The organism is Streptomyces sp. NBC_00554 (genome assembly GCF_041431135.1).
In the GTDB taxonomy this organism is placed as follows: Bacteria; Actinomycetota; Actinomycetes; order Streptomycetales; family Streptomycetaceae; genus Streptomyces.
The window spans coordinates 1,037,194-1,056,157 of the sequence record NZ_CP107799.1; the positions used below are offsets into that span (position 1 = coordinate 1,037,194).

Sequence of the window (18,964 nt, forward strand, 5' to 3'; positions counted from 1 at the left end):
ATGTGGACCGGTGGTCAGTCCCGTTCCGGAACGATGAACTCGCACCACACGACTTTGCCGCCACCGCGGGCCTCCACGCCCCAGACATCGGTGAGCCGGTCGACGAGAAGGAGGCCGCGGCCCGAGACACCGGACTCCCCGGCCTCGCGGCGGCGCGGCAGGGCGCTGGAGGAGTCCTCGACCTCGGCGCGCAGTCTGCGGTCGGAGCCGGTCAGGACGCGCAGGGTGACGACGGCGGAGCCCTCGGTGTGCAGCAGGGCGTTGGTGATCATTTCGTCGGCGACCAGCTCGATCTCGTCGGCACGCTCCCCTGCGCCCCAGGCGTCGACGGCGGCGCGGATCATGTGCCGGGCCGCGGCGAGCGCCTCGGGGTCGCCGGCCGCGACATGCTGCTGGAGTCTGCCGCCGGTCTGGTGGGTGGTGAGGCCGCGGCGGCGCAGGAGCAGCAGCGCGACGTCGTCGTCGCCACCGCGGTCCTCGGCCACCTCGATGAGCCGGTCGGCAAGGTCGTGGACGTCGTCCGGGCCGGTGCTGACGAGCTCCCTGAGGGTGCGCACGCCTTCGCCGAGGGAGATGCCGGGCTGCTCGACCAGGCCGTCGGTGTACAGCATCAGCGTCTGGCCGGGGTCCAGCTCGAAGGTGCTGACCGGGTACTCGAGGCGCCCGAAGTCGGCGGACAGGCCCAGCGGCAAGCCCCCTTCCACGGGCTGTCGTCGGCAGGTGCCGTCGGGCTGCCGGACCAGGGGGTCCATGTGGCCGGCCCTGACCAGCTGGACGACGCCGGTGGACAGATCGGCCTCCGCGTACAGGCAGGTCGCAAAGCGTTCGGTGTCGAGTTCCTTCAGGAAGACGGAGGCGCGGGCCATCACGGTGGCGGGGGTGTGGCCCTCGGCGGCGTAGGCGCGCAGCACGATGCGCAGCTGGCCCATGACGGCGGCGGCGTGCGTGTCATGGCCCTGTACGTCGCCGATGACGGCGCCGACGCGGCCGCCGGGCAGCGGGATCACGTCGTACCAGTCGCCGCCGATGTCCCTGCCGAGGGAGGCGGAGCGGTAGCGGACGGCGATGTCGGCGCCGGGCACGCTGGGGATGGAGCGCGGCAGCATGGCCTGCTGGAGGCCCTTGGCGAGGTCCTTCTCCTGCTCGTAGAACATGGCCCGTTGGAGGCTCTGCGCGATGCTGCTGCCGAGCGCGAGGAGGACGTTGCGGTCCTCCTCCGAGAAGCCGTGCCGGTCGTTGTAGAGCAGGCCGATCGCGCCGATGGGCCGGGCCTGCACGATGAGCGGCAGATACGCGGCCGAGGTGATCTTCAGGTCGGTGATGTGCGGCCACAGCAGGGGATACGCCTCGGCGAACTCCTCCGGCGACTCGATGAAGTGCGGCACCAGGGTCCGTACGACCTCGTTCATCGGGTACTGGGCGTCGATGCGCGTGATCCGGGTGCCCGGCACATAGCTGTCCTGGGGCCCCGCGGCGACCATATTGATGCGGCCGGCCTCCACCAGGCCCATGACCAGGCTCGTCGCGCCGAGGTGGGTGAGGCCGTGGGTGTCCTCCAGGACGTCGATGACGTCCTGGACGGTGCGGGCGTGGGCGAGTGCCGCCGTGGTGAGCTGCACGACGCTCGTCTGCTGGCGCCTGGCCTGGAAATGGGCGGCCTGCTCACGGCGCGCCGCGCGCTCGTTCAGCTCCTGCGTCGCGTCGCGCACGATGCCGATGATCCGGCGGGGCCTGCCGGTCTCGTCGCGGCGGATGTAGCCCTGGGTGTGGGTCCAGCGCAGCGTGCCGTCTCTGCAGCGGATGCGGAAGTAGGCGCCGTAGTTCTCGCTGCCGTCCTTGAGCGCCTGGGAGACCAGGGTGTCGAGGCGTATGGCCTCGGGCGGGGGCACGCGCATGGCCAGGGTCTCCGGGTGCCCGTCGTATTCCTCGGGGTGCACGTCGAAGACCTCGTGGGCCTGGGCGTCCATCTGGAACAGACCGGAGTCCAGGTCCCAGTCGAAGCTGCCCATGCGGTTGAGCGCCAGGATCGGATCCGGGTGGGCGGGCCAGTCGTCCGGGAGTGACAGGGCGCTCGCTCCCCGATCAACCATGGGGCCACTTTGCCAGGATTTGCACGATTATTCGACTCCGGCCTCCGTGGAGCCCGATGCCGGGCTCCACGGCCGGGCGGGCTCTCAACTGCCGGACATGTCGGTCGCGGCGTCGAAGATGCTGTCCGACGTGGTCGGGTCGTCGGGGATCAGACCACCGCCGTCCGGCAGGTCCGGGCTTTCCGGGACGGTTTCCGGGCCGACTTCCTCGGTCGATGTGGTCGAGTCGAGGGGGAACGAGGGTTCGTCGGGGGTGGAGGGTTCCTCCGGCGTGGAGAGGTCCTCGGGCGCCGAGGGGAGATCGGGGGTGGACTGATCGGGCGTGATCGTGCCTGCGTCCGTCCCCGACTCCGGAGTGGTGCTCTCGTCCGAGGGCGTCAGCGTGCTCCCGGGATCCGTCGTGGGCGGGGCGGTGACGGTGGCCGTGGCACAGTCCGAGGGCTCGACCGGAGCGCGGTCGGCCGGATCGCCCGGAGCGCTCTCGGTCTCCCCCGGTGTCACGGTCACCGTCGGCGTCACGCAGTCGGACGCCGACTCGTCCGGCCAGGTGCCGTCCTCCCTCGGGTGGGCGCCCGAGGAGGAATCCTCGGGGTCCGGGGACCGTGTCCAGTCGTCCTGCGGCGGTACGACGTGGTCGTGGTGGTGGCCGTCGTCGCCGATCCGTCGCTCGATCCAGGTGTTGTCGACGATGTTGATGATCGTGATGTTGGTGATCACCGTGGTCGCCGGGGTCACGACGACGACCTCGCTGGGCCGGTATCCGGACCAGGCCTGCCCGCGGGTGCCCGCTGCCCCCTTGGACTCGACGGGCGGCTTCAGCGGGTTTCCGCAGGCGCAGCGGACGCGGGGCACCCCGCGGTTGTCGACGAGGACGGCGGTACCCGCCTGAAGGACCGACTGGTGGCCGGTCGCCCGGCCATCGCTGAACTCGTGGTTCGTGACCTGTGTGTCCGCACGCAGCACGACCGAGGTGAGACCCCGCAGAAAGCTCGGGACCGAGGCCTGCGAGACGCCGGTGACCTGCGCGAACGCGCGGGCTCTGGCCCGGTCCGCGGTGAGGAGGCCGATCTGTTTCTCGACGTCGCAGCTCCCGGCGGAGTGGACGCCGCCGTAGAGGCCCGGCGTGGAGCCCGAGAGCTTGCGCGCGCCCTGCGTGGCGGAGGCGCCGCCGGTGGGCGTCGGTTGCTGCGTTCGGGTGACGGGGGGCGGGGTCGCGGTGGAGGCGGCGGTGGAGTCCGTGAAGGGGCCGGAGCCCTGAGCCGCGATGGGCTCGAGGAACAGCTCACCGCTGGATCCGCCGGACGTCTGGTCCTTGTCGCCGTCGTCCCCACCGCACCCGGCGACAAGGAAAGCCGCCGAGAGCGCGCAGGCCGTGACGAGGGTTCTGGTGGGTGTGTGCACCGCGCTCTCCCGTCCATCCCGGGCAATTCGTCCACCATTGTCTGCGTCACCCACTTGGACCACGCAAGCGGAGGAAGGTCACCGAGCGTCACAATGGGAGGGAGAGGGGTGGTGCGGCGTGGAGTGGTTCACGGCACCCGAGTACTGGCTGAGCCGGCTGGTCTTCCAGCGGGCGCTCGCCGTGGTGTACCTCGTCGCGTTCCTGGGCGCGGCGCTGCAGTTCCGCGCGCTGATCGGGGAGCGCGGGATGCTGCCGGTCCCCCGCTTCGTGGCACGGGTGCCGTTCCGCCGGGCGCCGAGCGTGTTCCAACTGCACTACTCGGACCGCTTCTTCGCGGTCTGGTCCTGGGCGGGCTGCGCGGTGTCGGTGGCGCTGATCGCCGGAATGGACTCACTACTGCCGCTGTGGGGCGGCATGTTGCTGTGGCTGGTCCCGTGGGTGCTCTATCTGTCCATCGTCAACGTGGGCCAGACCTGGTACTCGTTCGGCTGGGAGTCACTGCTCCTGGAGGTGGGTTTCCTCGCCGTCTTCCTCGGCAACGACGAGGTGGCCCCGCCGATCGTCGTCCTCTTCCTGCTGCGCTGGGTGCTGTTCCGCGTCGAGTTCGGCGCCGGGCTGATCAAGATGCGGGGCGACGCGTGCTGGCGGAAGCTGACCTGCCTGTACTTCCACCACGAGACCCAGCCGATGCCGGGCCCGCTGAGCTGGTTCTTCCACCATCTCCCCAAGCCCTTCCACCGTGTCGAGGTGGCCGCCAACCACTTCACCCAACTCGCCCTTCCCGTCCTGCTGTTCACCCCGCAGCCGATCGCCACGGCCGCCGCCTCGCTGATGATCCTCACCCAGCTGTGGCTGGTCCTGTCGGGCAACTTCTCCTGGCTGAACTGGATCACGATCGTGCTGGCCCTGTCGGCGGTCGAACTCCCCACCACCGCACCGGACGTGTCCGGGACACCGATCTGGTACGAGGTCGTGGTCCTCGCCGTGGCCACGGCGCTGCTGGCCCTCAGCTACCGCCCGGTCCGCAACATGCTCTCCCGGCGACAGGTCATGAACTGCTCCTTCGACCCGCTCCATCTGGTGAACACCTACGGGGCGTTCGGCAGCGTCAGCCGGCTGCGCCACGAGGTGATCGTCGAGGGCACCGCGGACGACCCGCCTCGGGAGGACTCGGACTGGCGGGAGTACGAGTTCAAGGGCAAGCCGGGCGATCCGCGGTACTGGCCGCGCCAGTTCGCGCCGTACCATCTGCGCCTCGACTGGATGATGTGGTTCGCGGCGCTCTCCCCCGCGTACGCCGAATCCTGGTTCGCGGGTCTGGTGGAGCGGCTCCTGGAGAACGACCGAGACACGCTACGACTGCTGCGCCGCTCCCCGTTCCCCGCCGACAGCCCGCCCCGCTACATCCGCGCCCGCCTCTACCGCTACCGCTACACGACCTGGCGCGAGCTGCGGGAGACGGGTGCGTGCTGGCACCGGACGTATGTGCGCGATTTTCTGCCGCCTACGCGGCTCGACTCCCTGACTCAGAGGCGGTAGACGTCTGTGGCTCAGAGGCGGTAGACGCGGGTGGCGGTGCCCTCGAAGACCTGATCGCGCTCGTCGTCACCGAGACCTGCGGTCAACTCCCGCGTGGACTCGGCCACTTGACCGTAGGTCGCCGCCAGCGTGCACACCGGCCAGTCGGAGCCGAACATCAGGCGGCTGGGACCGAAGGCCTCCAGGACCGTGTCGGCGTACGGGCGCAGGTCATCGACGGTCCACTTCCCCAGGTCCGCCTCCGTCACCATGCCCGAGAGCTTGCACACCGTGTTGGGCAGGGCGGCAAGGGCACGGACGCCGGACGCCCAGGGTTCGAGGTCTCCGGCGACGATGGGCGGCTTGCCCAAGTGGTCGAGCACGAAGGTGAGTTCGGGCAGGGCTGCCGCTGCTGCGGCGGCGGACGGCAGTTGGTGGGGCTGGACGATCAGGTCGTAGACGAGCCCCGCCTCCGCTACGGCGGCGAGTCCCCGCCGTACGTCCGGACGCAGCAGCCACTCGGGGTCGGGCTCACCCTGGACCTGATGGCGAATGCCCTTGAGGTACCGGCCGCCCGGCAGCTCCCGCAGCCGCGCGAGCTCGTCGGCGACCTCGGGCGCGGTCAGGTCGGTCCACCCCACCACTCCCCCGATCAGCTCGCTCTCCGCCGCGAGGGCGAGGAACTCCGGGGTCTCCGCGGCCACGGTGATCGTCTGCACGAGGACGGTGCGGTCGACACCGGCGGCCCGCGCCTCCGGTTCGAGGTCTGCGACGGTGAAGTTCCGCCTCAAGGACTGGAGTTCGGGTCCGGTGATCCAGTCCTGGTCCCGGACGGAGAGGTCCCAGACGTGATGGTGGGCGTCGATGGTCATGGCAGCTCCCATACAACGGGCAGGCTCGCTTCGGCGCCCTCGCCGGAATAGTCGTGCACGACATCGAGGAGCTGCGTCATTCTGGCCTGCCAGGCGATGTTGACCGGCAGTTTCTCCAACTCGGCGAGCATCTTCCCGTAGTCCTCGCACTCCAGGAGGTGGAAGAGGTCGGTGCCGCTGCGCCAGATCGTCCAGGAGGTGGCTCCGGCGGCGCGGATCGCGGTGGTCAGTTCGGCGGGGACCTTGAGATGGGCGGCTTCGTACTCGACGATGCGGTCCGCGCGGACCTTGGTGTGCAGGGCGACTCTCATGACGGCTCCTGTACGGGTACAGGCGCGTCGGAGGGCAGCAGGCCTTCCGCGCGCAGTTCCTGCCAGAAGGCCGCGGGCACCGGTGTCGCGAACTGCTCGGCGCAGTCCTGGACTTCGTGCGATGAGCGGGCGCCGACGAGGACGCTCGCGACGGCCGGGTGGGCGGCCGGGAAGGCCAGGGCTGCGGCCCGCGGGGTCGTGCCGTGCCGCTCGGCGATGGCCTTGAGGCGCAGGGCGCGGTTCAGCAACTCGGGTGGAGCTGCGGCGTAGTTGTACGTCGCTCCCGGTTTCGGGTCGGCGAGCAGGCCGGAGTTGAAGGCGCCGCCGATGACGACCGACCTTCCGCGTTCCTGTGCCACCGGAAGCAGATCGGTCAGTGCCCGGTGGTCGAGCAGCGTGTACCGGCCTGCGCAGAGCACGACGTCGACGTCCGTGTCACGCAGGAAGCGGGTCAGCATCTCGGTCTGGTTCATGCCCGCGCCGATCGCGCCCACGACGCCTTCCGCGCGCAGCTTCTCCAGGGCCGGGTAGGCCTCGCGGAAGGCCTGCTCGGCGTGGTCGTCCGGGTCGTGGAGGTAGACGGCGTCCACGCGGTCGAGGCCGAGCCGTTCGAGGCTGGCGTCCAGGCTGCGCCGTATGCCGTCCGCGCTGAAGTCCCAGACACGACGGTGGGTGGCGGGCACGGCGAAACCGTCCGCCAGGTCGTCGCCGTCAGCGCCGTCCGTGGGCTCCAGACGTCGGCCCACCTTGGTGGAGACGGCGTACTCGGAGCGTGGGCGGTCGCGCAGGGCCGCGCCGAGGCGTCGCTCGGAGAGGCCGAGGCCGTAGTGCGGGGCCGTGTCGAAGTAGCGGATGCCGCCCGACCAGGCGGCGTCGAGGGCCTTCTGCGCCTGCTCGTCGGGGACCGCCGTGAACAGGTTGCCTATGCCGGCGGCGCCGAAGGACAGGGGGCTGACCTCGACGCCGCTCTTCCCGAGGGTGCTCACTGGCCCGCCGGACGCAGCCGCAGCCCCTGCATGCCGCCGTCGACGGCGAGGGCCGTACCGGTGGTGGCGCCGGACAGCGGGCTCGCCAAGTAGGCGATGGCGCCTGCGACTTCGGCCGCGGAGACGAGGCGGCCGCTGGGCTGGCGGGCCTCCAGCGCGGCGCGTTCGGCGGCGGGGTCGGTGGCCGCGTCGAGGAGTCGGCCGACCCATGGGGTGTCCGCCGTACCGGGGTTGACGCAGTTGACGCGGATGCCCTCGCGGATGTGGTCGGCGGCCATGGCGAGGGAGAGGGAGAGGACAGCGCCCTTCGAGGCGGAGTACAGGGCGCGTTGCGGGAGTCCGGCGGTGGCGGCGATGGAGCAGGTGTTCACGATCGCCGCGTGCTCGGAGGCGCGCAGATGGGGCAGGGCCGCGCGCGCCGTACGGACCATGCCGACGACGTTGACGTCCAGGACCCGGTGCCACTGCTCGTCCTCGTTGTCCTCGACGGTACCCGCGGCGCCAATGCCCGCGTTGTTGACCAGGACGTCGAGTCCGCCGAGTTCGGCGACGGCGGCGGCCACCGCCTCGCGCACGGACGCGTCGTCGGTGACGTCGGCGCGATAGCCGAGGAGCGGCTTCTCCACGGACGACAGGTCCAGGTCGAGGACCGCGACCTGGGCTCCTCGGGCGGCCAGGAGGTCGGCGGTGGCCCGGCCGATGCCGGAGGCCCCGCCCGTGACAAGCGCCTTGAGCCCCTCGAAGTCCGTCATGCCGCTGCTCCCTTCGGATCGGTGAGTGACTGCTCGGCGAGGTCGGCGGCCCAGAAGGTGCCGTCGGGGAAGGTGAACTCCGCGATGGACTCGGGCCGCATGGTGGCCGAGAAGCCCGGTGCGGTGGGTGCCGTGTAGTGACCCTCGCGTATCACCACCGGGGCGAGGAAGTGGTCGTGCAGATGGTCGACGTACTCGATGACCCGGTCCTCGGTGGTGCCGGAGAGCGCGACGAAGTCGAACATGGAGAGGTGCTGGACGAGTTCGCACAGGCCGACGCCGCCCGCGTGCGGGCAGACCGGCACGCCGAACTTCGCGGCGAGGAGCAGGATGGCGAGGTTCTCGTTGACGCCGCCGACCCGGGCCGCGTCGATCTGGAGGACGTCGATGGCACCGGCCTGGAGGAGCTGCTTGAAGATGATGCGGTTCTGGACGTGCTCGCCGGTGGCGACCTTGACCGGTGCGACGGCCTTGCGGATGGCGGCGTGGCCGAGGACGTCGTCGGGGCTGGTCGGCTCCTCGATCCAGTAGGGCTCGAACTCCGCGAGCGCCTTGGTCCAGGCGATGGCCTCGTCGACGTTCCAGCGCTGGTTGGCGTCGATCGCGATGCGGATGTCCGGGCCGACCACGGAACGGGCGACTCGGCAGCGGCGTACGTCGTCCGTCAGGTCCGCGCCGACCTTCAGCTTGATCTGGGTGAAGCCGTCGGCGACGGCCTCGGCGGCGAGGCGGGTGAGCTTCTCGTCGCTGTAGCCGAGCCAGCCGGGTGAGGTGGTGTAGGCGGGGAAGCCCCGCTCGACGAGCCGGGCCTGCCGGTCCTGGGCGCCCTGCTTTCCGCGCCGCAGCAGATCCAGCGCCTCTTCGGGAGTGAGCGCGTCCGTGATGTAGCGGAAGTCGACCTGCCGTACCAGCCATTCGGGTTCGGCGTCGGCGAGCAGCTGCCACAGCGGCTTGTCCGCGCGCTTGGCCGCCAGATCCCATACGGCGTTGATGACGGCGCCGATCGCCATGTGCATCACGCCTTTCTCGGGGCCGAGCCAGCGAAGCTGACTGTCGCCGATCAGGTCGCGGCCGAGGGAGCCCGGGTCGGCGCACAGCTCGTCGACGGACCGTCCGATCACATGCCCGCGCAGCGCGTCGATCGCGGCGACCTGGACATCATTGCCCCGCCCGATGGTGAAGGTGAAGCCGTGCCCCTCGACGCCGTCGGCCGCGTCGCTGCGCAGCACGACGTACGCCGCCGAATAGTCGGGGTCCGGGTTCATCGCGTCGGAGCCGTCGAGCTCCCGCGAGGTGGGGAAACGGATGTCGTAGGTGTCGACCGCGGTGATGCGGGCGGGGGTCGGGGACACGGAAGGCCTTTCGATCGGTGGCAGGGGATCCTCGGTGGCCGTGCGGGGCCTAGGCGTCAGTCCTGGGGGGTTCAGTCCTGGGGGTGTCAGTCCTGGGCGCGTCAGTCCTGGGCGCGTCAGTCCTGGGCGCGGCCCGTGGTGACGCGGGCGATCATCAGGGCGACCAGGATGATTCCGCCGTAGATGGCCTGGATCCAGAAGGACGGCACCTGGGCGAGCGTGAGCAGGTTCTGTACGACGCCGAGCAGCAGGACACCGGTGAGGGCGCCGAACATGGTGCCCTTGCCGCCGTCGAGGCTGATACCGCCGATGACCGCGGCCGCGAACACCGTGAAGATCATGTTGTTGCCCTGGTTGGCGCTGATCGCGCCCACATAGCCGGTCTGCATGATCCCGCCGGCGGCGGCGAGGACTCCCGCGACGACGAAGACGCCGAGCATCACGCGTTCGACCCGGATACCGGCCGCCCGGGCCGCGTCCGCGTTGCCGCCGATGGCGTACAGGGCGCGGCCGATGCGGTGGTACTTGAGGATCAGGCCCGCGACACCGAAGGCCACGGCGGCCAGCCACACGGACATCGGGATGCTCAGGAACGTGGTGGTGGCCAGCGAGAAGAACGAGTCGGGCATCCCGAAGAGCGTCTTGCCCTCGGTGGCGCCGACCAGCAGCCCGCGCAGGACGATCAGCATCGCGAGGGTGACGATGAAGGCGTTGAGCTTGAACTTCACGACCAGGATGCCGTTGAAGGCGCCGACGACCCCGCCCACCACGAGGATCGCGAGGAGGGCGAACACGGCGGGGAACTCCGTGCCCCAGCCGGACTGCGCGGCGGGCAGCACAAGGAGCGCGCCGACGGCCGGCGCGATGCCGACGACCGACTCGAGGGACAGGTCGAACTTGCCGGTGATGAGGACGAGCGACTCGGCGAGCACCACCATGGCGAGCGCTGCGGAGGCGCCCAGGATGGAGATCAGGTTGCGCTCGGTGAGGAAGGAGTCGTTGACGAACGCGCCGAGGATGACGAGCAGCAACAGGGCGGGAACGAGGGCGAGTTCGCGGGCCCGGCGGAGCATTACCGTCTTGGCTGCGCGGGGGTCGGGCACGCGTACGGGGGTGGCGGTCGAGGCCGACGGGGCCTTCGTGTCAGCCATGGTCCACTCCTTCGATGGAGGCGATCAGCTCGTGGTCGTGCCAGCCCGCCGGATGCTCGGCGACGACACGGCCGTGGAAGAGGACGAGGACCCGGTCGCAGCGGCGCAGGTCGTCGAGTTCGTCGGAGACGACGAGCACGGCGGTGCCGTCCTCGCGGGCGCTGTCCATGCGGGACAACAGGGACTCCTTGGACTTCACGTCGACGCCCGCGGTGGGGTTGATGAGGACGAGAAGGCGCGGGTCGGAGGCGAGCGCGCGGGCCATGACGACCTTCTGCGCGTTGCCTCCGGAGAGGTCGGAGACAGGCTGCTCGGGGCCCTCGGTGTGGATGTCGAGGCGGTCGATCAGCTCGGTGGCGAAGCCGCGTTTGCGGTCGGTGCCGATGAAGCCGTAGCGGCCGAGACGGTTCAGGACGGTCATGGTGGCGTTGTCGCCGATGCTCATCCCGGAGACGAGTCCCTGGTCGTGCCGGTCGCGCGGGACGAAGCCGACGCCCGCCTTGAGTGTGGCCTGCACGTCACCGAACGGGAGCCCCTTGCCGTCGAGTTGAGCGCTTCCGCCGGTCGGTGTGTGCAGTCCGGCGAAGGACTCGGCCAGCTCGATCTTCCCGCTGCCGCTGGAGCCGGCGAGGCCGACGACCTCACCGCTGCGGACAGTCAGATCGACACTCTCGTACGACTCCGATGTGAGCCCCTTGGCGTCGAGGACGACCGGCGCCTCACGGTCCGTCTTCCTGATCTGCACGGACTTCTCGGCGATCGCCTCGCCCGCCATGGCCTCCACCAGTGCCGGGCGCGGGAGTTCGGCGACCGGCGCGGTGGTGATCCAGCGGGCGTCGCGCAGGACCGTCACCGTCTGGCACACCTCGTACACCTCCTGAAGGTGGTGCGAGATGAACAGGAAGGTGACGCCGGAGTCCTGGAGTGCGCGCATGCGGGTGAAGAGCCGCTCGATCTCGCGGTTGTCGAGCTGCGCGGTCGGCTCGTCGAGAACAATGAAGCGGGCGCCGAAGCTCAACGCCCGTGCGATCTCCACCATTTGGCGGTCCTCGACCTTGAGGTCGGCCGTGCGCGCCTCCGGGTCGACGTGCACGTCCCAGGTCTCCAGGACCTCCGCCGCCTCGGACCTCAGCCTGCGCCAGCTGATGAGGCCGCCGCGGCCCGTCGGCTGACGGTTGATGAAGAGGTTCTCGGCGACCGTCAACTCCGGTACGACGGTGGGCTTCTGGTAGACACAGGCCACCTTGCGGCGCCAGGCGTCGCGGTCGGCGAGCGCGGGCGCCGGCTCGCCGTCGAAGCGGACCGTGCCCTCGTCGGGGGCCTGGAGGCCGGTGAGGATGGTGACGAGGGTGGACTTGCCCGCGCCGTTGCGGCCGACGAGAGCATGCGACTCACCGGGGAGGACAGTGAGTTGGCCGTCTTGGAGGGCGACGGTGGGGCCGTACCGCTTGGCCACCCCCCGTGCCTCCACCAGTGGTGTACTCATCAGACCGTGTTGCCCCAGAGTGAGGCGTCGTCCACGTTGTCCTTGGTCACCAGCGGCGCGGGCAGCTGGTCCTCGAGGATCCCGCTGGGCAGCTTGACGATCTCGGAGTCGTGGTCGGTCGGGCCGGGCTTGAAGGTCTTCCCCTGCATCGCCGCCTTGATGTAGTACATGCCGTACTTGGCGTACAGGTCGGCGGGCTGCGAGACGGTGGCGTCTATCTGGCCCTTGCGGATGGCGTCGTACTCCTGCGGGATACCGTCGTTCGAGACGATCGTGATGTGGCCCGCCTGGCCGACCGTCTTCAGCATTCCCTTGGACTTGAGGGTCTGCAGGGTGGGCGCCAGGTAGACGCCGCCCGCCTGCATGTAGATGCCCTTGATGTCGGGGTTGGCGTTCAGGAGGGTGTCCAGCTTGGAGGCCGCGGTGTCGGACTCCCACTTCGCCGGTATCTCCAGGACCGAGAGCTTCGGGTACTTCTCCTTCACGCAGGAGCGGAAGGCCTCCGAGCGGTCACGGCCGTTGACGGACGCCAGATCGCCCATGATCTGCACGACCTTGCCGGACTTGACCTGCTCGCCGAGGTAGTCGCAGGCCTTCTCGCCGTACGCCACGTTGTTGGCGCGTACGACCATGGCGACCTTGCCCTTCTCGGGCGCCACGTCGACGGCGACCACGGGGACGCCCTTGCGCTCGGCCTGGTCCAGGCCCGCGGCGATCGCGGCGCTGTCGAGGGGGGCCACGACGATGCCCTTCACGCCCTGGTTGAGCTGGTTGTTGATGTCGGTGATCTGCTGCGACGGGTCACTGTTGGAGTTGACGGTCTTGAGCGCGTTCACGCCCTCGGACTCCGCCATCTTCGGCACATAGTCGTTGTACGACTGCCAGAACGGCGAGGTCAGCAGGGGCAGGATCACCCCGACCTTGCCGGTGCCGTCGCCTGCTCCGTCGCCGGAGGCGACGGTGTCCTTGGTGCTGCCGCAAGCCCCGAGCACGAGGGTGGCGCACGCGGCCGCAGCCGCCGCACGCACCGCTCGCGACGAGTTTCGCCTGTTACGCACAGTTCTGCCGGCCATCTGACGGCTCCTCATTGAGCGAGATCGAGCAGGACGCGTGGCCGGAGGGTCCCTCTTCCAGCCGCCGCGACGAATATTTATCAGACCACTTCGGGGTCACAACACCCCTCGACGCCAAATTTTCACGGTTTCGAGCCGTAGTGGTCCGACCACTTGCCTGGTTAGACTGCGGCGCATCCGGCAACAGGAGGAAATCGCGTGGACGAGCCCGCCCCGCAGAAGGGCACCGTGACGCAGCGCGCCATCGAGCGGATCAAGGCGATGATCGGCGAGGGCAGTCTGGAGCCGGGGCAGCGGCTGCCCACCGAGCGTGATCTCGCCGCGCAGCTGGGCATGTCCCGCAGCTCGATGCGCGAGGCGATCCGTGCGCTCACCGTCCTCGGCGTTCTGGAGGCGCGGCACGGTTCGGGCATCTACGTCACGCAGCTGGAGGCCGGGGACCTCCTGGAGACCTTCGGTGTGGTGGCCGATCTGTCCCGGGGCCCCCGGCTGGTCGAGCTGCTGGAGATCCGCCGGATCCTGGAGTCGACGGCGACCGCGCTGGCCGCCGCCCGGATCACCGAGGACCAGCTCGCCGACGTGGAGAAGCACCTGGCGGCGATGAACGCGACGGACGATCCGGAGGAGATCCTCTCGCACGACCTCGCCTTCCACCGCGCCATCGCGGGCGCGGCCGGCAACGAGACGATGGCGGCCATCCTGGAGGGCCTCTCCTCGCGCACCTTCCGCGCCCGGGTCTGGCGCGGCTACCAGGAGGAGGGTGCCTTCGAACGCACGCGGCGCGAACACGCGGCGATTCACCGGGCGCTCGTCGCGCACGACCCGGAGGCGGCCAGGGCGGCCGCCGCCGCGCACGTGGGTGAGGTGGAGCAGTGGCTACGCTCCCAGCTCACGTCATGACAGGTTGCTCAGGCTCGCGTCAACCGTAGGGTCACCAGCTCGAAGGCACGCAGCCGCAGGGTGATCCGGTCGCCGTCGTGCCCGGGTGCCGCCGCGTCCGCCAACGGCCGTTCCAGCAGGTCGGTCACCGTCACTCCGGCAACCTCGAAGCCCGTCGTCAGCGTGGCGCGCGTACGAGCGCCGCGTGACTCGTGGAAGCGGACGATCACGTCACCGCTGCCGTCGTCGGCCAGTTTGAGCGCCGTCACGACGACGGCGTCCTGGTCGAGGGTCACCAGTGGCGCGACCTCCTGGGAGCCGGTCAGGCGCCGCTCCGGCAGATTGATCCGCCAGCCCTCGCGCACGGCGTCCCCGATCCCAGCGCCGGGCACCAGAGCGTGCCGGAAGCGGTGGACGCCCTGGTCGGTCTCGGGGTCGGGGAAGCGCGGGGCCCGGAGCAGCGAGACGCGCACGGTGGTGGTCGTACCGGAGTCGGTGTCGCGGACGGTACGGGTCACGTCGTGCCCGTACGTCGAGTCGTTGACGAGTGCGACGCCCCACCCGGGTTCCTCGATGTGCACGAACCGGTGGTTGCACGCCTCGAACTTGGCCGCCTCCCAGCTCGTGTTGGTGTGCGTGGGCCGGTAGAAGTGCCCGAACTGCGTTTCGGACGCGTACCTTTCGGCGTGCACATCGAGCGGGAAGGCCAGCTTCAGGAACTTCTCCGTCTCCTGCCAGTCGACCTCGGTGTCGATGCCGAGCCGCCGCTCCCCCGGTGCGAGGGACAGCACCTGGGTGACCCGCGACGCGCCGAAGGACCGTACGATCCGGACCGACACGCCGTCGTCACCGGGCACGACCTCTTCCGCGTCGACCAGGTCGGTGACCGTGTTGCGGTAGAACTCGTCGACGTCCCAGGCGTCCCACATGTTCGGGAAGTCGGGGTGGAGCTGGAGCAGGTTCGCCGCCTGACCGGGCGCGACCGTCTCGCGCTCGGCTTGGATGTCGTACGCCGATACGACGAGACCCCGCGCGTCGATTTCGACCCGCAACAGCCCGTTGTCGAGGACGAATCCGCCGTCGACGCGGGGCGCGAGTGCGGTGCTGCCGTCGATTGCCGGGGTCCGCGCGCCGCCCGCCGGGACGCCGTCACGGTGGTGCGGCGCCGAGTTGAAGACGAGGGCCGCCGCGCCCTCGCCCGCCAGGGCGCGCTGGGCCGCGTCGATGATCGCGTTCAGCTCGCCGGCGAGGCGCTCGTAGGTGGCGCGGGCCTCCCGGTGCACCCAGGCGATGGAGGAGCCGGGCAGGATGTCGTGGAACTGGTGGAGCAGGACCGTCTTCCAGATGCGGTCCAACTCCTCGTACGGATAGGGGGATCCGGTCCGTACGGCTGCTGTCGCCGCCCACAGTTCGGCCTCGCGCAGGAGGTGTTCGCTGCGCCGGTTGCCCTGCTTGGTCTTCGCCTGGCTGGTGAGCGTGGCGCGGTGGAGTTCGAGGTACAACTCGCCGACCCACACGGGGGCGTTGGGGTACTCGGCCTCCGCCTTCTGGAAGAACTCCCCGGGCGTCTCCCACGTCACCGTCGCGGAGCCTTCGAGGTCCTTCAGCCGCGCCGCCTTCGCGATCATCTCCCGCGTCGTGCCGCCGCCTCCGTCGCCCCAGCCGGTGGGGGCGAGGGAGTGCCGGGCGACGCCCTTGTCCTTGAAGTTGCTCGCCGCGTGGGCGATCTCGCTGCCCTTCATCGAGCAGTTGTAGGTGTCGACGGGCGGGAAGTGCGTGAAGATGCGGGTGCCGTCGATGCCTTCCCACTGGAAGGTGTGGTGGGGGAACTTGTTGGTCTGCGACCAGGAGATCTTCTGCGTCAGCAGCCACTTGGAGCCGGCCGCCTTGATGATCTGCGGCAGCCCGGCGGCGAAGCCGAAGGTGTCGGGCAGCCAGGCCTCGTCGTTCTCGATGCCGAACTCGTCGAGGAAGAACCGCTTCCCGTGCACGAACTGACGGGCCATCGCCTCCGAGCCCGGCATGTTCGTGTCCGACTCGACCCACATTCCGCCCGCGGGCACGAACCGCCCGTCGGCGACGGCCTTCTTGACCTTCGCCCACACCTCGGGGCGGTGCTCCTTCACCCAGGCCCACTGCTGGGCCTGCGACATGGCGAAGATGAAGTCCGGCTCGTCCTCGATGAGGGCGGTCATGTTGGAGGTCGTCCGGGCCACCTTGCGGACCGTCTCGCGCAGCGGCCACAGCCATGCCGAGTCGATGTGCGCGTGCCCGACGGCGCTGATGCGGTGCGCGGAGGGCACGGCGGGCTCGGCCAGCACCCCGGCGAGCCGTGAACGTGCCGCGTCCGCCGTGCCGTTGACGTCCTGGAGGTCGACCGCGTCGAGCGCCCGGTCCACCGCCCGCAGGATGTCCCAGCGCCGGGCGGACTCCACTGGCAGTTCGGCCATCAGCTCGCCGAGCACCTCCAGGTCGAGGACGAGGTGCCACACGGTCTCGTCGAAGACGGCTAGGTCCATCCGCTCCAGCTTGTACTGCGGCTCGCTGCCCGCCGTCTCCTTGTCGCCCAACTGCGTGGGCAGGAAGGGGTGGTAGTCGAGGATGACCGGGTTGGAGGCGGCCTCGATGTGCAGCCTGACCTCCTCGCCGCCCTCGACCGGGGCGCCGATGCGGACCCACTGGTTGCGCGGGTTCAGGCCCTTCACCGGGGTCCCGTCGGGCCGGTAGACGAGCCCCTCGCACTGGAAGCCGGGCATGTTCTCGTCGAAGCCGAGGTCGAGGAGCGCCTCGACGGTCTTCCCGGCCCACGCCTGCGGAACGGTCCCGGTGACGCGGAACCAGCTGGTGCCCCACGGAGCACCCCAGCGTGCGCCCGCCTCGATCGGCTCCGTCCGGGCGGCGAGTCCTTCCGCCACCGGAACCGGCTCGCCCGGCGCGTGCCAGACCGCCACCTCCAGCGGCACGGACTCGGGGTACACGGCGGGGCGAATGCGCTCGTCGAGGACGCGCTTGAGGCGGCGTTCGACCAGGGTGCGGTCGTCATGCATGAGAGTGCTCCGTGGGGTGTGGGTGCGGGCTACCAGGTGTGCGTGGTCGTACTGGCGGTCGAGACGGTGAACAGCTCCCCCACCGAGCGCAGTTCGAACCGTGCGGCGGTCTCTCCCTGCTCGGGGACGAGGCCTCCGACGTAGAAGGCGCTCTGGCAGGTGCCGCCGAGGAAGCGGCGCGTGCCGTCGGAGAACGTCCGGTACAGCTCGTAGTGGCGTACGGGACCGGGGGCGCCGTCCCAGGCGAAGCGCAGGCTGCCTCCGTCGGCGTCCGTGACGCGCAGGCCGGTGGGCGCGGCGGGGGTCACCACCGCATCCCGGACGGCGAGCCCGCCCAGCCGCCAGCGCACCGGGCCACTGGTGGCGGTGAGCCGGACGCCCAGGGCGCGTATCTCCCCCGACAGCCCTGTCAGCCGCACGGTCGAGGTCACCCAGCCGGAGCCCGTGCTCAGCGGGAAGTACGTGTACGGGGGCGCCCCTCTCGCCGTGCCCGGCTCGGCGGTGGCGACGGCCAGCTCGACCTGAACACCGCCGGTGTCGGCGCGGTGGGTCAGTTCGACCACCGTGTCCGCGCCCAGCGGCAGCCGCGTCGAGTACAGGTCCAGCGTGGCCGGGGCGTCGAGGGCGCCGTCGACGAGGAGGCTGCTGCCGCCGCGCCAGGCGTCCGCGAAGTCGAAGGTGACGGCCGGGCGTTGGCCCGTTGTCCGCACGACCCAGCGGCGGGACGGCAGCCGGTCCTGGAGACCGAGATGGTTCCAGGCGGCGCCCGAGGTGGCCGCGCCGTTCTCGTACCACTTCAGGCCGTGGCCGGTGTTGAAGACCGTCGCGAAGGGCACGGAGGTGACGGTCGAGCGGTCGGCGACGGAGACGGCCGGGGCGCGCCAACTGGCCGTCGTGTTGGGCTTGGACGGGTCGAGGGTGGCGCCGGTCCAGAACAGGTCGTCGGAGGCGTGGAAGTCGCCAGGTGTGCGGCTCGCGGGCAGGTGGTTGCGGGTCCACTCGGGCCGATAGAAGCCGATGGAGGTGACATGGGCCGCGGTGGTCGGCACGATGGCGTTCCAGTTGACGACCTTGCTCGTGCCGCTGGCCTCCACATCGACGCCCGCCCACAACTCGTAGCGGCTGCGCCCGAGTTGCTGGGCCAGCGTCCCCGATGAAGCCAGGGTGCTCAGCGACCAGCGGAAGTCGATGAACATGGAGTCGGCGGACTGGAAGAAGGTCTGGTTCTGGCTGTTCAGCGCGCCCTGCCAGCTCACCGAGCCGCCGACGGTCATCGAGTCGTACCAGGTGACGCGCTGGCCCTTCGCCGTGCCGAGCGCCTTGAGCTCCTTCAGGAAGCCGAGCATGTCGGTGGCGAGCGCGGCGTTCCCGCCGCTCGTCTCGGGGTTCACGAACCAGCCGTCGAACCCGTACGCCTCGGCCACCGCGACGAGTTGGGCCGCCAGCGGGTAGTGCCCGGCGGCGTCCTTCTGGACCAGGTCGCGAGTCCACTGGAGCTGCCCGCCGTACGCGACCGGCGGCAGGAAGATGTTGCCGAGGACCGGCACCCCGTGGCGGTGGGCGGCGTCCACGATGGGTGCGTTCGGGGCGAGGATCAGGCCCTCGCCCGACGAGCCGCCCCAGAAGATGAGTTCGTCGACGTACGACCAGTGGGTGAGCGCGTAGTAGTCGGCGGTGGCCGCGCCCTGCGAGGGGTTGCTCGCCGTGGGGCCGAAGGAGACGAGGGACTGGATGCGAGCCTGGCCGGAGCGGGCGGTCGTGTTCGCCGGGGTCGGTGTGAAGCGCGCGGCGAGTGGCACGGACGAGGCGTTGAACGCCAGGTCGGCGTCGCTCGCGGCGCTCCAGGTCTTGAGGCTGCGCCAGGTGATACCGGTGCCCGGGGTGCCGGCGGGCAGCGAGTCGGGGTACCAGTAGGAGGCGTACGGCTGGAGGTCGCGGGCGGCCGCGACCGCCGTACCGGAGAGGCCGGGGACGAGTCCCGCAGCTGCTCCGGCTCCGGCGAGCAGGACGGTACGTCTGTTGAGGTTCACTGTGTGCTCCGTATG

14 protein-coding genes are annotated in these 18,964 nt (G+C 70.3%); 2 read left to right on the top strand and 12 right to left on the bottom strand.

What is annotated here, in order from left to right:
* Positions 1–14: 14 nt before the first annotated feature.
* The gene (locus OG266_RS04790; protein WP_371543090.1) at positions 15–2,090 is read right to left on the bottom strand and encodes a SpoIIE family protein phosphatase; all 2,076 of its coding nucleotides are present in this window, start codon (positions 2,088–2,090) and stop codon (positions 15–17) included.
* A gap of 84 nt (positions 2,091–2,174) precedes the next feature.
* A complete protein-coding gene (locus OG266_RS04795; protein ID WP_371543093.1) occupies positions 2,175–3,491 on the bottom strand; it encodes a DUF6777 domain-containing protein in 1,317 nt (438 codons plus the stop codon).
* Positions 3,492–3,609: 118 nt separating this feature from the next.
* On the opposite strand from OG266_RS04795, the gene OG266_RS04800 reads away from it, so the two are divergent.
* The gene (locus tag OG266_RS04800; RefSeq protein ID WP_266472383.1) at positions 3,610–5,031 is read left to right on the top strand and encodes a lipase maturation factor family protein; all 1,422 of its coding nucleotides are present in this window, start codon (positions 3,610–3,612) and stop codon (positions 5,029–5,031) included.
* A gap of 11 nt (positions 5,032–5,042) precedes the next feature.
* On the opposite strand, the gene OG266_RS04805 is transcribed toward OG266_RS04800, so the two are convergent.
* The 8 genes from OG266_RS04805 to OG266_RS04840 all read right to left on the bottom strand — a co-directional run bounded on the left by OG266_RS04805 (position 5,043) and on the right by OG266_RS04840 (position 12,993).
* On the bottom strand, positions 5,043–5,882 hold the full coding sequence (locus OG266_RS04805; RefSeq protein ID WP_371543095.1) for an amidohydrolase: 840 nt from the start codon (positions 5,880–5,882) through the stop codon (positions 5,043–5,045).
* The gene (locus OG266_RS04810) at positions 5,879–6,193 is read right to left on the bottom strand and encodes an L-rhamnose mutarotase (RefSeq protein ID WP_266472387.1); all 315 of its coding nucleotides are present in this window, start codon (positions 6,191–6,193) and stop codon (positions 5,879–5,881) included. Before OG266_RS04810 ends, OG266_RS04805 begins: the two co-directional genes overlap by 4 nt.
* A complete protein-coding gene (locus tag OG266_RS04815) occupies positions 6,190–7,179 on the bottom strand; it encodes an aldo/keto reductase (protein ID WP_371543097.1) in 990 nt (329 codons plus the stop codon). Before OG266_RS04815 ends, OG266_RS04810 begins: the two co-directional genes overlap by 4 nt.
* The gene (locus OG266_RS04820) at positions 7,176–7,931 is read right to left on the bottom strand and encodes an SDR family NAD(P)-dependent oxidoreductase (protein WP_371543100.1); all 756 of its coding nucleotides are present in this window, start codon (positions 7,929–7,931) and stop codon (positions 7,176–7,178) included. Before OG266_RS04820 ends, OG266_RS04815 begins: the two co-directional genes overlap by 4 nt.
* Positions 7,928–9,283 (bottom strand): L-fuconate dehydratase, encoded by a 1,356-nt coding sequence (locus OG266_RS04825; RefSeq protein ID WP_371543102.1) that lies wholly within the window; start codon positions 9,281–9,283, stop codon positions 7,928–7,930. The genes OG266_RS04820 and OG266_RS04825 overlap by 4 nt, the downstream gene beginning before the upstream one ends.
* A 116-nt stretch (positions 9,284–9,399) precedes the next feature.
* Positions 9,400–10,434: an ABC transporter permease gene (locus OG266_RS04830; protein ID WP_266472396.1), complete on the bottom strand. Its 1,035-nt coding sequence runs from the start codon at positions 10,432–10,434 to the stop codon at positions 9,400–9,402.
* A complete protein-coding gene (locus OG266_RS04835; RefSeq protein ID WP_329544036.1) occupies positions 10,427–11,920 on the bottom strand; it encodes a sugar ABC transporter ATP-binding protein in 1,494 nt (497 codons plus the stop codon). The genes OG266_RS04830 and OG266_RS04835 overlap by 8 nt, the downstream gene beginning before the upstream one ends.
* Positions 11,920–12,993, bottom strand: a complete 1,074-nt coding sequence (locus tag OG266_RS04840; protein WP_266472400.1) for a sugar ABC transporter substrate-binding protein — start codon at positions 12,991–12,993, stop codon at positions 11,920–11,922. Before OG266_RS04840 ends, OG266_RS04835 begins: the two co-directional genes overlap by 1 nt.
* A 198-nt stretch (positions 12,994–13,191) precedes the next feature.
* On the opposite strand from OG266_RS04840, the gene OG266_RS04845 reads away from it, so the two are divergent.
* Positions 13,192–13,893, top strand: coding sequence for a FadR/GntR family transcriptional regulator (locus tag OG266_RS04845; protein ID WP_266472402.1), 702 nt, complete (start codon positions 13,192–13,194; stop codon positions 13,891–13,893).
* Between the two features lie 8 nt (positions 13,894–13,901).
* Here OG266_RS04845 and OG266_RS04850 read toward each other — a convergent pair whose 3' ends face one another.
* Both OG266_RS04850 and OG266_RS04855 read right to left on the bottom strand, forming a co-directional pair.
* Positions 13,902–16,919, bottom strand: a complete 3,018-nt coding sequence (locus tag OG266_RS04850; RefSeq protein WP_371543107.1) for an alpha-mannosidase — start codon at positions 16,917–16,919, stop codon at positions 13,902–13,904.
* Positions 16,920–16,948: 29 nt separating this feature from the next.
* Positions 16,949–18,949 carry an endo-beta-N-acetylglucosaminidase gene (locus OG266_RS04855; protein ID WP_371543110.1) on the bottom strand — a complete coding sequence of 667 codons (2,001 nt, stop codon included), beginning with the start codon at positions 18,947–18,949 and terminating at the stop codon, positions 16,949–16,951.
* Positions 18,950–18,964 lie beyond the last annotated feature (15 nt).